At 73.5% G+C, this 13,211-nt stretch carries 10 protein-coding genes and 1 pseudogene; all 11 read right to left on the bottom strand.

Annotated features, from left to right (window positions below):
- Positions 1–14: 14 nt before the first annotated feature.
- On the bottom strand, positions 15–1,634 hold the full coding sequence (locus ACH4LD_RS14660; protein ID WP_398055075.1) for an ABC transporter substrate-binding protein: 1,620 nt from the start codon (positions 1,632–1,634) through the stop codon (positions 15–17).
- A gap of 251 nt (positions 1,635–1,885) precedes the next feature.
- Positions 1,886–2,806: an LLM class flavin-dependent oxidoreductase gene (locus ACH4LD_RS14665; RefSeq protein ID WP_398055076.1), complete on the bottom strand. Its 921-nt coding sequence runs from the start codon at positions 2,804–2,806 to the stop codon at positions 1,886–1,888.
- 88 nt (positions 2,807–2,894) lie between these two features.
- Positions 2,895–3,917, bottom strand: a complete 1,023-nt coding sequence (locus ACH4LD_RS14670) for a methyltransferase (protein ID WP_398055077.1) — start codon at positions 3,915–3,917, stop codon at positions 2,895–2,897.
- Positions 3,918–4,098: 181 nt separating this feature from the next.
- A complete protein-coding gene (locus ACH4LD_RS14675; protein WP_398055078.1) occupies positions 4,099–4,602 on the bottom strand; it encodes a nuclear transport factor 2 family protein in 504 nt (167 codons plus the stop codon).
- A 67-nt stretch (positions 4,603–4,669) separates the two neighbouring features.
- Complete coding sequence (locus tag ACH4LD_RS14680; protein ID WP_398055342.1) at positions 4,670–5,509, bottom strand: alpha/beta hydrolase; 840 nt, start codon at positions 5,507–5,509, stop codon at positions 4,670–4,672.
- Positions 5,510–6,252: 743 nt separating this feature from the next.
- Positions 6,253–7,242: pseudogene (locus ACH4LD_RS14685) on the bottom strand (carbohydrate kinase family protein); the annotation flags it as partial.
- Positions 7,239–8,459, bottom strand: a complete 1,221-nt coding sequence (gene metK / locus ACH4LD_RS14690) for a methionine adenosyltransferase (protein ID WP_398055343.1) — start codon at positions 8,457–8,459, stop codon at positions 7,239–7,241. The pseudogene ACH4LD_RS14685 and the gene metK, both read right to left, overlap by 4 nt.
- Positions 8,459–10,069 carry an FAD-dependent monooxygenase gene (locus ACH4LD_RS14695; RefSeq protein WP_398055079.1) on the bottom strand — a complete coding sequence of 537 codons (1,611 nt, stop codon included), beginning with the start codon at positions 10,067–10,069 and terminating at the stop codon, positions 8,459–8,461. The genes metK and ACH4LD_RS14695 overlap by 1 nt, the downstream gene beginning before the upstream one ends.
- Before the next feature lie 13 nt (positions 10,070–10,082).
- On the bottom strand, positions 10,083–10,763 hold the full coding sequence (locus ACH4LD_RS14700; protein ID WP_398055080.1) for an antibiotic biosynthesis monooxygenase family protein: 681 nt from the start codon (positions 10,761–10,763) through the stop codon (positions 10,083–10,085).
- Positions 10,754–12,190 (bottom strand): FAD-dependent monooxygenase, encoded by a 1,437-nt coding sequence (locus tag ACH4LD_RS14705; RefSeq protein WP_398055081.1) that lies wholly within the window; start codon positions 12,188–12,190, stop codon positions 10,754–10,756. Before ACH4LD_RS14705 ends, ACH4LD_RS14700 begins: the two co-directional genes overlap by 10 nt.
- A gap of 2 nt (positions 12,191–12,192) precedes the next feature.
- Positions 12,193–13,125 carry an aromatase/cyclase gene (locus ACH4LD_RS14710; protein WP_398055082.1) on the bottom strand — a complete coding sequence of 311 codons (933 nt, stop codon included), beginning with the start codon at positions 13,123–13,125 and terminating at the stop codon, positions 12,193–12,195.
- Positions 13,126–13,211: the final 86 nt, after the last annotated feature.

The raw sequence follows: 13,211 nt of genomic DNA on the forward strand, positions 1-13,211 counted from the left end.
GGCTCGCACCGGCATCACCCGAGCCACGCGTCGTGGAGGTTCAGCCGGGTCGACGCGTCCAGCGTCAGGCCGTGCACCTGGTCGGACACGCCGTGCACCAGGGAGCCCTCGTACAGCGGGACGGTGTCCGCGTGGTCGAGGATCCAGTCGGTGGCCTTGGAGACCGCCTCGCGGCGGGCCTTGTCGTCGGTCGCGGACGCCTCCTGCTCCAGGTAGGTGTCGAGCTCGCTCGCCGGCAGGTGCCAGAGGTTGGAGCCCTTGGAGTAGAAGATGTTGCGCAGCACGTCCGGGTCGGCGCGGGTAACGGCGACCGCGGTGATGTCGAACTGCCCCTTCTGCTGCTGCTCGACGTAGGCGGCGGGCTGGACGGCCTTGAGCTTGACGTCCACGCCCAGCTTGCGCAGCTGCTGCTGGACGTACTCGTCCACCGGCGGCATCGGCGCGGGGATGAGCCAGGTCAGTGTGAGCTGCTTGCCGTTCGTGGCCCGGATGCCGTCCTCGCCCTTCTTCCATCCCGCCTCGTCCAGCAACCGAGCGGCGCCGTCCGGGTCGTAGCGCAGCTTGTCGCTGTCGTCGGTGTAGTAGGGGGTGGTGGAGGCGAGGACACTGGTGGCCGGCTTGTACGAGGAGTTGAAGACGGTGTCGACGAGCTGCTCGCGGTCGATGCCCATCAGCAGCGCCTTGCGCACCTTCTCGTCGGCGAGGGCACCGACGTGGTTCAGGGAGAGCGGGGGCACCAGTCCGGGTGCGGGCTTGGACAGCAGGTGGAAGCCGTTGCCCTTGAACTGCGCCTGGTCGGTGGGCTGCACGCTCTTGGCGACCTGGACCTGGCCGGAGCTGAGGGCGCTGGTACGGGCGCCCGCCTCGGAGACGAAGGTGAACTTCACCTGGTCGAGGTGGCCCGCGCCCCGGTTGTCGTCCAGCGAGGACGGCCAGGCGTAGTCCTTGCGCCGTTCGAGGACGACTTCCTGGTTGGCCGTGTAGTGGTCCAGTACGTACGGTCCGGAGCCGTGGAACTGGCCGCGGCAGCGCTGCGCGTTGGACTTCGCGAAGCCGGCCGGTGACAGGATGCCCAGACCGACGCCCGAGGTGGCCTGGAGGAACTGTGCGTTGGGTGCGTCGAACCGGACGGTGAAGGTGTGCGCGTCCTTGACGGTGGTGCCCCGGTAGCCGCGTATGTAGGCGGGGGCGCCGTTGGCGGGCTGCTTGATCAGGTTGTCGAAGGTCAGTTTCACGGCCTTCGCGTCGACGGGCTTGCCGTCGCTGAAGGTGACGCCGTCGCGCAGGACGAAGGTGAAGTCGCGGCCGTCGGCGCTCTGTTTCCAGGACTTGGCGAGCCACGGCACGATCTTGCCGGTCTTGGGGTCCTGGTCGGTGAGGGTGTCGACCATGGAGCGGGTGATGTCCACGGCGGCCAGTTGCCCGGTCTGCTGCGGGTCGAGGCAGGCGGGGTCGGCCTCCGCACCGGCCACCAGTGTGCCGCCGTCGCGCGGCGCGCCGGCCGCGGCGCCGGCCGAGCTGCCGGAGCCGTCTCCGGAACAGGCGGTGGCGGTGAACGCCAGCGCGAGCAGCGCGAGTGCCGGGCGGAGGGACAGCCGGTCGAAGTGGTCCGGACCGGTTCGGCTTCTGGACATCCAAGGCCCTTTCTGGGACGTACTGACGTGCGGTGCACGCCGCCGGCGCCGCCCGGGTCGAGCGGCGCCGCGGCGCGCGCGGGTGCAGGGACTCGTATGTGGGGGGACCCGCGTGGACTCGCGCGGGGGCACGCGGAGGGGGCTCACGTGCGGGGACTCGTAGGTGGCGGGCTCGCGCGGTCACCTCTGGAGGAGGGCGCGGGCCGGGAGGCGGGGAGTGCCGGCGGGTGGGCGCGTCCGGTACCGGTGCGTCAGCCCAGTTCCTTGGCCACGGCCTCGCGTACGGCGGGGACGATCTCCTGCGTCCAGCGCTCCAGCCCCTTCGCGCGGGACGGATCGCCCGCCGCGAAGAACACGAAGCCGGAGGCGCCGTGTTCCAGCACCGCCTCGGTCAGTTCGTCGATCCACTGCTGGACGGAGCCGCCGGTCCACCGCCCGGTCTCGTCCCGGGGCGCGTCGACGGGCCGGTCGGTGATGCGGGCCGGCAGGTTGAAGATGGTGGCGATGTCCGACGGGTCCCGGCCGGCGGCGACGGCGGCCTCCTCGACGATCCGCCGCGAGGCCAGGTAGCGGGGGCTCCGCCAGTCGGCCGCGTTGCCGGGTATCCAGCCGTCGGCCCGGCGGCCGGTGACGGCCAGCGACTTGGGCCCGACCGAGCCGGTCCACACCGGCGGAGCCGGTACCGGGGCCGGGTCGAGCGCCTCCACCCGGGTGAACTCGCCCTCGAAGGTGACGGGCCCACCGCCGCCGGACAGCGACCTGACCAGGCCGATGGCCTCCTCCAGCGCGCGCACGGCGGCGGCCGGCTCCAGCCGGGGCACACCGAACCTCACGATGTCGTCCCAGTAACCGCCGGCCCCGATGCCGAGGACGACACGGCCCTGCGCGAGCGCGGAGAGAGTGCTGAGCGTGCGCGCCAGCAGGGGCACCGGCCGGGTGGGCAGGTTGGTGACGGTGACGACACCGGTGATGGCGCGGGTACGGCCCAGGAGCAGTCCCAGGGTGGCGTACGCTTCCAGCCGGCTGCCGTAGTAGGGGTGGTCGGACACGGTGAAGAAGTCGAGTCCGGCGCGGTCGGCGTGTTCCACCCCGCGCAGGATCTCGTCTGCCTCGGCGAGGGTCGACCCCGGTCCGTATCCGAACCACGGTTTGCGTGCGAGCCGTTCTGGCATGGCTGGTGCGTACCTCTTTCGCTGGATGGGTCAGGACGTCCACCGGGGACGGGCCGGGAGCGTGCGCCGGCCGCCGGTGCGGGTTGTTCTACGCCGGTCCGGCCTCCACCACGCTGCAATGACCGCCGGGGACGATCCGTGTCAGCCGCAGGCCGGACTTCTCCAGCAGGACCTCGAACTCTTCCGCGGTGCGCTGTTTCCCCCCGGCCACGAGGAGCATGTCGAGGTCCATCAGGGAGACCGTGGGGGTCGGCCGGGGCCGTTCCGGCAGCACGGCCTCGACGAGCAGCACCCGGCCGTCGTCGCCGAGCGCGGTACGGCAGTTGCGCAGGATGCGCCGGGAGAGTTCGTCGTCCCAGTCGTGGATGATGTTGGACAGGACATAGGCGTCGCCGCCGGTGGGCACCGTGTCGAAGAAGTCGCCGCCCACCAGCCGTACCCGGTCGCGCACTCCGGCGGCCCGCAGGGTGTCCTCCGCCTGGGACACCACCTCGGGCCGGTCGTAGAGGGTTCCGCTCACTCCCGGGTTGGCGTCGAGCACGGCGGCCAGGAGCGCGCCGCGGCCGCCGCCGACGTCGACCACGGTACGGAAGGCGCCGAAGTCGTAGGCCGCCACGACGGGGGCGATGATCCCCCGGGACGCCTCGGTCATGGCCTTGTCGAACACGGTCAGGACGTCGGGGTGCTCGCCGAGGTAGTCCCAGACGGATGTGCCGTGCACGTCGTGGAAGGCGGTACGGCCGGTGCGCACGGCGTCGGCCAGCCCCGTCCAGGCGTGGCGTTCGGCGGGCAGCCCGGTCCAGATCGCGAAGTTGCGCAGCGAGCCGGGGCTGTCCTCGCGCAGCGCCTGCCCCAGCTCGGTCAGGGCGAAGGCGCGGTCGTCGAGTTCTTCCAGGAGACCGGCGTCGGCGGCGGTCCGCAGCAGCCGGTGGAGAGTGGGCGCGTGTGTGCCGGTGGCGGCGGCCAGGTCGTGGACGGAGCGCGGGCCCTCGGCCAGCGCGTCGGCGACGCCCAGCTCGGCGACCGCGCTCACGGCCTGGGCGAGCCAGCCGCCGGCGAGCAGGTTCAGGATGCGGGCGGGTGCGGGGAGCCGGGAGGTGTCTGACGGCATGACGAACTTCCTCCTGAGTACCGGATGAGCGGACCGGGACGCACCGATGGGCCCACCTGAAGCCTCTTCGCTGTGGGTGGCCCGTTCAAGGCGGTCCTGTGTCAGGTTTTGGTGAACTCGCGTCAGGTCTTGGCAGACCGGCCGGGCACGGGCAGCGGTGACGGCCGGCCGGGCAGAGTGGTCAGTGGCCGCGCTCGGTCAGTGGTCCACTGCCCGCGTGCCAGACGAGGTCGAAGACGAAGCGGCGCAGCCGCCAGCCGTCCGGGGTGCGTACGGCCTCCGCCTCGTAGTGGCCGCCGATGTCGAAGTGCGCACCGGGTTCCGCGGCCCGTCGGACGTGGACGGCCGTGAGGTGGGCCCGGATCAGGGCGCGGTCGCCGTCCACGTCGACGGCGTAGTTGGTTCCCTGGTGGTGCGTGCGCTCGAAGGTCGTGCGGGCAAGCTGCTGGAACTCGGCGAGTCCGGCGGTCCCCCGGTACTCGCCCATCGGGAAGACCAGGTGGGCGTCCTCGGTGAACACCGAGTCGAACCAGTCGTCGCGGTGCCGGTCGCGGTCGAGGTGGGCGAGGTAGCGGTCGGCCAGGGCGGTCAGCTCGGCGCGGTCGGCGAGCAGCCGCACCTGGCCGCGCAGCGCCTCCAGTTCCTCGGACAACGACGTGGAGGCGGGGGCTGAGGTGGTGGACATGGCGTTCCCTTCCGGAGGGGCGGGGTCGGGTGTCTGCGGGGTGGTACGACGGTGTGCGGTACCGGGGTCAGCGCGGTGCGGAACGGGTCACGCAGTCCTCCAGGAAGGCCAGGGCGCGCAGGTGGTAGGAGCGGGCCGCCCAGCCCAGGCTGATGTTGTGGCCCGCGGCCGACTGCCGTTCCACCAGGACGCGTGGGGCCCCGGTGAACCTGGCCGCGAGGTCGGCCAGGTCCTCCGCGCCGTGCCGCCACCAGCGCTCGTGCTCGGCGAAGGTCAGCCGGACCGGGGCCCTGACCAGCGGCGCGATCCGGTCGAAGTGGCGTGGCCAGTGCGGGAGTTCGGCAGCCTCCTGGGAGGGCACCGGCGCCGTCAGGGCCTCGCACGCCCGGAACGTGCCCGGTGGGTAGAGGCCGAGCGGCCCCCAGTACCGGGTCCATGCCGGGGCTCCCTGGCGCGCCCGCGGAGCGGTGAGCGGTACGGCGGGGCGGTGACCGCATCCGGAGACGTCCAGGCCGAGTACCGCAAGTCCGTCGGCGGCGGCCCGCAGGACGAGTTTCCCGCCGAAGGAGTGGCCGAGCAGGAACAGGCCCGCGCCGGCCGGGTGCCGGGCCGTGAAGTCGTCGAGGGCCGCGCGCAGCAGTACGGACTGCGTGGACAGCGGCAGTCCGGCCGGCAGCTGTGCCGCCGACCGGCCGTAACCGGGGCGGTCGACGGCGAGCACGGAGCAGCCGAGCCGGGCGCCGAGGGTCAGCAGGGACACGTCCGGATGGGCCTGCCCGTCGAAGTACCCGGCGCGCAGCCCGCCACCGTGGACCGCGACGACGGTCGCCCGCGGCGCACCGCGCGCGGGTTCGCTCAGCAGGGCGGACAGGACGGTGCCGGCCGCGTCCAGTTCGATGCGGCGCACGCCCTTGGAGACGGGCGCCGGTGCCCTCGCGCCCGCCCGGCCGACGGCGACGGTCGCCCGGTTCACGCCGCTCCCCCGGCGGCGGCCGCCCCCGGGGCCGGTACGCCGCCCGCCGGCCTCCCGGACCTCGGCCGGGCGGATGCACCGGCCGGGCGCGGGCCGGTCGTGCCGATCCGGTCGCCTCCGGCGGCGAGCCGTCCGGCGCCGCCGCCGTCACCCGGTGCGGCCGCGCCGAGCCGTCCGACACCGTCGCCGCCGCCTGCTCCGATGTTCCCGGCCCAGGGCACCAGCCCACCGGGCATGGCCGGGAGCAGGGGGCCACGGCCGGGCCCGCCGGCCGACGCCGCGTGACCCGCGCCGCCCGGCCGTTCCGGCCCGGTCCCCCCGCCCGGAACGGGGCGCGTGCCGCTTCCGGCGAGCTGTTCGTCGCTCCGGAGGGAACGCGTGCCCTCGCTCGCGCGCCGGACCGCACGCGTCCCTTCATCGGCACGCTTGCCAGAGCTCGGGCCCGCGTCGGCGCGCCGGCCCCTGTCCCCAACGGAACGCCCGCCCCCGTCAACACCCCGAACGACACGCGTCGCTTCATCGGCACGCCGACCGGAGCCCGCGCCCTCGCTGGTGCGCCGGCCCCCGCCCCGGCTGGAACGCATATCTCCATCGGTCCGCCGGTCGCCGCCCGGGTCGGTACCAGTGTCACCGCCGACACGCCTGCCCCCGCCCCGCAGGGAACCCGTGTCCCCGCCGAGGCGGGCGAGCCAGGGGGTGAGCTCCCGTGCCGCGGCCGGGCCGTAGGCATGCCGTAGGCGCCGGTCGAGGTCCTCGTGGTCGAGCACGTACTGCTGGGGGCCGACGGCCTCCAGCACCACCGTGGCGAGCGCGCAGCCGAGCCGGGCCGCGGCGCGCGGTGGCCGTCCCCACGCGGTGGCGGCGAGGAATCCGGCCCGGAAGCCGTCGCCCACGCCGGTGGGCTCCCCCGCGGTCTGCGGGGGAACCGCGGCGACGTGCAGCGGCGGGCGCCCGGCGCCGGTGAGGTCGACGCCGTCGGCGCCGCGCGTCACGATCCAGGTGCCGGTGCGGTCCAGGACCTGCTCGTGCGTCCAGCCCGTGCGCTCCTGGAGCAGGGCCGCCTCGTACTCGTTGGTGAACAGGAACCGCGATCCGGTGACCAGGTTCCGGGTCTGTGCCCGGTCCAGTCTGGCCAGTTGCTGAGAGGGGTCCGCGGCGAACGGGATGCCCTGACGTCGGCACGCCTCGGTGTGCAGCACCATGGCGCGGGGGTCGTCCGGTCCGATCAGGGCCATGCCGAAGGGACCGTGGCGGGCGGTGACGTCGGCGATCCGGATGTGCCGCGCCTCGGCCATCGCCCCGGCGTAGAACGTGGCGATCTGGTTCTGCTCGGTGTCCGTGGTGCACACGAAGCGTGCGGTGTGCAGGGTGTCGCTGATGCGTACGGCCCCCGTCTCCACCCCCTCGTCCCGCAGCCGGTTCCCGTACGGTCCGAAGTCCCGCCCGGCGGCCGCGGCGAGCACCGGCGAGAGCCCCAGCCGGGCGAGTCCGAGCGCGATGTTGGCGGCCACTCCCCCGGGGCGGACCTCCAGCGTGTCCGCGAGGAAGGACAGCGAGACGCGGTCCAGCCGGTCGGGGACGATCTGTTCGGCGAAGCGTCCCTGGTACGCCATGAGGTGGTCGGTGGCGACGGAACCGGTGACCAGGACGCGCCGCGACCCGCTCACCGTCCGGCCGCCGCGCGCAGGGCGTCCACCCGGTCGGTGCGCTCCCAGGTGAACTCGGGCAGCTCGCGGCCGAAGTGGCCGTAGGCCGCCGTTCGGGCGTAGATCGGGCGGAGCAGGTCGAGGTCGCGGATGAGGGCGGCCGGACGCAGGTCGAAGACCTCGGTGAGGGCGGACTGGATGCGCGGCACCGGTACGGTCCCGGTGCCGAAGGTCTCCACGAACAGGCCGACGGGCTCGGCCTTGCCGATGGCGTAGGCGACCTGGACCTCGCAGCGCGAGGCCAGGCCCGCCGCCACCACGTTCTTCGCCACCCAGCGCATCGCGTACGCCGCCGAGCGGTCCACCTTGGACGGGTCCTTGCCGGAGAAGGCGCCGCCGCCGTGCCGGGCCATGCCGCCGTAGGTGTCGATGATGATCTTCCGGCCGGTCAGGCCCGCGTCACCCATCGGACCACCGATCTCGAAGCGGCCGGTCGGGTTGACCAGCAGCCGGTAGCCCTCGGTGTCCAGCTTGATGCCGTCCTCCGCGAGCGCCTCCAGCTCCGTCTCGACGACGGACCGCCGTATGTCGGGGGCGAGTTGGCTCTCCAGGTCGATGTCGCTCGCGTGCTGCGCGGAGACCACGACCGTGTCCAGCCGTACGGCACGGTCGCCGTCGTACTCGACGGTGACCTGGGTCTTGCCGTCCGGCCGCAGGTAGGGGACGGTACCGTCGCGGCGTACGGCGGTGAGGCGATGGGCGAGCCGGTGGGCGAGCCGGATGGGCAGCGGCATCAGCTCCGGGGTCTCGTCCGTCGCGTAGCCGAACATCAGGCCCTGGTCGCCCGCGCCCTGCCGGTCCAGCTCGTCGTCGTTCCCGCGGGAGGCACGCTCGACCCGGGCCTCGTACGCCGCGTCGACACCCCGCGCGATGTCCGGGGACTGCGCGCCGATGGACACCGAGACACCGCAGGAGGCGCCGTCGAACCCCTTCGTCGAGGAGTCGTAGCCGATCTCCAGGATCTTCTCGCGCACCAGCGTCGCGATGTCCGCGTACGCCTTCGTCGTCACCTCGCCGGCCACGTGCACCTGGCCGGTGGTGATCAGCGTCTCCACGGCGACCCGGGAGGACGGGTCCTCCCGCAGGAGCGCGTCGAGGACGGTGTCGCTGATCTGATCGGCGATCTTGTCGGGATGCCCCTCGGTCACGGACTCCGAGGTGAACAGGCGTGAGGCCATCATGCGTCCTTGGTCGAGGAGGTCGAGAAGGTCGGGGAGGAATCGGCGGAAGGGCGGGGCGGGCCGAACCACGTCCGCAGCGCGTCGCCGAGGCCGGCCGCCGGGTCGCCGGTGCCCGGCGCCGCCCAGGCGACGTGGCCGTCCGGCCGGACCAGCAGCGCGGTGGTGCCGGCGAACGGATCGGCGCCGTCCACGGGTTTGGGCACGGCGGTGACCACCCTGACCCGGCCGGAGAAGCCGTCGGCGGCGGCCCGGACCGCCGGTTCGTCGGTCAGATCGAGCAGGACGCCGTGCGCCGGGTGGAGCAGTTCGGTGGTGCTGGTGCCGCCCGCCCCTCCGACGAGTTCGCGGTGTCCGACGCGGCGGCCGAGCAGCGGGTGGTGGCCGGGGCCGACCGGGTGACGGACGTCGAGTCCGCTGACGACACCGGCCAGATGACGTTTGACGTCGTCGTACTCCAGCAGTTCGGTGAACAGTTCGCGCAGCGGGTCCGCCTCGGCCCCACCGAGGAAGATCAGGCCCTGGGCGCGGGTGTTCATCAGCAGCCGGGCGCCGACCGGGCGCCGTTCGTCGTCGTAGGTGTCGAGCAGGGACTCCGGTGCGGTGCCACGCGCCACGGCGGCCAGCTTCCAGCCCAGGTTGACGGCGTCCTGCACCCCGGTGCTCAGGCCCTGGCCGCCGGCGGGCAGGTGGATGTGGGCGGCGTCCCCGGCGAGCAGGACGCGGCCGCGCCGGTAGCGGTCGGCCTGCCGGGTGGCGTCGGTGAAGGAGCTGACCCAGGTGGCGTGGCCGTCGCTGATGTCCTCGCCGGTGATGTGCTGCCAGGCGGCGGCGACCTCCGGGAAGCCGGCCGGCCCGCTGCGGGCGTCCGGCGGGGAGGCGTGCGGACAGACGATGATCCGGTCCACGCCCTCGCCCAGCGGCGCGGCCATCACCATGCCGTTGGGCAGCCGTTCGCCGAGCGGCCGGGGACGCAGGGCGCGGCCGGCCACGTCGGCGAGGTACATCACGCGGGTGGCCGGGGTGCCCGGGAAGCCGAAGCCGGCCAGGTCCCGGACGGTGCTGCGGCCGCCGTCGCAGCCCACCAGGTAGGCGGCGCGCAGCCGTTCGGTGCCGGCCGGGGTGCGCAGGACGGCCTCCACGCCGGTGTCGTCCGCGGTCAGACCGGTCAGTTCCCGGCCCCGTCGCACGTCCGCTCCCCGTTCCGTGGCCCACCCCTCCAGCACCGCCTCCGTCTCGGACTGCGGGATGTCGCGGGCCCCGAAGTGGGCTCCCTCCAGAACCGTGTAGTCGAACCGGACGCCGCCGAAGTGGCCCACCGGGCTGATCGGGGGAACCGGGCCGCGGCCGAAGCGGGGCAGCAGGCCCCGCTGGTCGAAGACCTCCATGGCGCGGGCGGTGAAACCGAGGCCGCGGGACTGCCCGGTCGGTGCGGCGAGCCGTTCGACGACGGTCACCCGGACCCCGCCCAGGCGCAGTTCACCGGCGAGCATCAGACCGGTCGGCCCGGCGCCGACGACGATGACGTCCGTGTCGTGGGTGCCATTCGTGCCGTGGGTGCCGTCCGTGACACCCCTGTCCTCAGTGCCATCCGTGACATCCGTGTCCATGGCCGCCCCTCCCTCAGCCCTTCGCGGAGCGCGAGTGCGTCACCCGGTAGGTGTTGGCCTGGCGCCCGGTGACCAGTTCCCGGGCGCGGACCCGTCCGGCGCGGACGTCCGCCGGGCGCTGTTCCTCGGGGAGGTGGTGGAAGGCGTCGTAGAGCTCCTTGCTGTCCCACTGCGCGTAGTTGACGACGAAGGTGCCGTCCAGGCCGCGGAAGTAGGTGTGGGAGCGGTAGCCGGGCACGGTGGTGATCCACTCGTCGGGCTTGGCGAGGGTGTGGAGGAGTTCCTTCTGCCGGTCGGGGGTGGTGTCGAGGACGATCAGGACGGTGTAGTCGTCCCGGTCGGGGGAGATCTCGATGCCGTCGCCCAGCCCCGGGTGATGCTGGGTGAACTCCAGCTCCGCCTTCAACAGCCGTACGGTGCGGGCGAGTTCGTGGAACTGCGGCACGGTCTTCTGCTGGAACTTCTGACCCTGGTAGCGGGCTTCGAGGTCGGCGAGGCTGCGCCACTGGATGTAGTTGGCGGTGCCGGGGCTGTCGATGCCCGCGTGCAGGGTGGAGGAGATCCAGCCGGGGTAGTCCGCGTGGTCGATGATGTCGCGCATCGCGTCGAGGACGTCGTCCTGGAGGGCGCGGGTGTCGGTCTCGAACAGGTTGAAGACGGTGAGGTGGCCGTCGTCGGGCGAGATCAGGGGCATGGTGTTCCTTCCGTGGTGGGGAGGGTGGCGCCGGCCGGGAACCAGCGGGCGCGTGCCGCCGCCTCGTCGTCGGCCCGCTGCGGTCCCGCCCGTACGACATGGCCGTCGGGGCGTACCAGCACGGGGCCGTCGGCGCCGGGGCCCGGCCCGCCGTGCGGGCCGCCGAGCCGCAGTCCGCGGCCGGCCCGCAGCAGTTCCGTGGTGCTGGTGCGCCCGCCGGGGGTGTCGAGGTCCAGGTGCGGCAGGCGTGCCCCCAGCAGGGGGTGGGCGGGGCCGCCGACGTCGTACCGGACGTCGAGACCGCTGATGAGTCCGGCGAGGTGGGCGCGCACCGGCTCCAGGGCGATCAGTTCGGTCATCAGCTCACGCAGTGGCTGCACCTCGGGGCCGCCGAGCAGCAGCAGCGCCTGGGCGCGGATGCCGGCCAGGACGCGCCGGCCCACCGGGTGCCGTTCGCGGTGGTAGGTGTCGAGCAGGTCCGGGTGGGCGCGGCCGGTGACGTGCGCGGCGAGTTTCCAGCCGAGGTTGAAGGCGTCCGCCAGGCCGAGGTTGAGCGCCTGGCCGCCGATGGGCAGCTGACGGTGGGCGGCGTCCCCGGCGAACAGGACACGGCCGTACCGGTAGTGGTCGAGCTGACGGTTGGTGTCGTCGAAGGCGTTCACCCACAGCGGGGTGCCGCCGCTGATGTCCTCACCGGTCACCCGCTTCCACACCTCGGCGATCTCCGCGAACTCCGCTGCGCCGGCGCGTCGTCGGGGCGGTACGCCGAACTCGTGGGCCATGACGCGGGTCACCCCGTCCGCGCGGCGGGCCGCCACCGCGAAGCCGTCGGGCAGCCGCTCGAAACGCCGGTCCGGCACCTCGACGCCGGCGACGTCCGCGCGGACCAGCTCCCGCCGGGCCTCGTGCCCGGGGAAGGCGGCGCCCAGCAGCCGGCGTACGGTGCTGTCCTCGCCGTCGCACGCGACGAGGTACGGGCTGCGCACCCGCAGGGCGCCGCCCGGGCCCTCGGCCACCGTCTCCACGTAGGGGGCGGAATCCGCGGTGACGGCGTGCACGTCGTGGCCGCGCCGGACGTCGGCGCCGAGGTCGCGCGCCCACTGCTCCAGCAGCCGTTCGGTGTCGTACTGCGGGACCTTCCACTGCCCGGCGTACGGGCCGGGCAGGGTCAGGTCGAGGGGGATCCCGGCGTAGTGTCCGCGGTGCTGCCGCGGCGGCTCGCCGAGGCCCGGGAGCAGACCACGGCTGTCGAGGATCTCCATGGTGCGGGCGTGCAGCGTGGAGGCCCGCGACTCGGTGGTGGGTTCCCGCCGGCGTTCGAGTACGACGACCTCGGCACCGCCGAGTCGCAGTTCGCCTGCGAGCAGCAGGCCCACGGGCCCCGCGCCCACCACCACGGCCTGGGTGTCCAGCCGGGCCTCGGCCACGGTCAGGCCTTCCCTTCGGCGTAGGCGCGCGCGTGGCCGAGGGTGGCGAGGCTGTTGGCGCTCAGCGCGCCGCGGACGTAGGCGCGGGCGTCGGCGACGGTGGCGTCCGGGCCGAGCACGGCCAGGTTGTCCGGGTTCAGGGTCACGGTGTGCTGGGAGGAGGCGACGGTACCCTCCGGAGTCTCCTCGAAGGTCCAGAGCCCGGTGTGCAGGGTCAGCAGGGCCGGCAGCGTGACCTGTTTGTAGGCGATGCGGTGGTGCGGGAAGGTCACCCGGTACGACTTGGTGGTGTGCGTCGAGCCGTCCTTGGCGCGGGTGTCCATCTCCAGGGTCTGCAGTCCGGGGGTGTCCTCGGTCAGGCGGGCGGAGGCGACGTGCGGCAGCCGCTCGGGCCACAGCCCCGCGTCGTTGACGAAGTCGTACACGTCCTTGGCGGCGCCGGCGACGGTCACGCTGTCGGTGAAGGAGAAGGTCAACTCCTCCGAGTTGAGGGCGCGTTCGAGGTTGTCCTTGAGCGCGGCCAGTTCGGTGCGGCTGTTGTGGTCCACGGCCCGGTCGATCCAGTCGAGGGAGTCGCGGTCGTCGTCGACGGCGCGGTAGTCGTGCAGCAGCCGTACCCGGGCGGTGTCGTCCGAGACCGGCTCGACGATCCAGGTGCCGCCCATCGCGGCCACCGGCGGTGCGGTGATCTCCTGACGGAAGGTGATGCGCAGCGCGTCGGCGTCGAGGGTGCGGCGGGACGTCCAGCTCTTCGCCCCGTCTCCGGCGGTCGCCCAGATGCGGATGCGTTCCTCGGCCTCGCCCCGCTCCACCTGGTCGACGTGGAGGGTGGGCGGGAAGATGCGGGGCCACTGGGCGACGTCGGCCAGCAGCCGGTAGACGGCGGGCGCGGGGGCGCCGACGGTGATCTCGTGCTCGACCTCGCGGGTCGTCATGGCGGTGTCTCCTCGACGGATGCGGTGGGTGCGGCGGGCACGGCGGACGGCGAGTACGACCGGCAGCGGGTACGGCGATGTCCCGG

Source organism: Streptomyces sp. NPDC017676 (assembly GCF_044329325.1).
Taxonomy (GTDB): domain Bacteria; phylum Actinomycetota; class Actinomycetes; order Streptomycetales; family Streptomycetaceae; genus Streptomyces.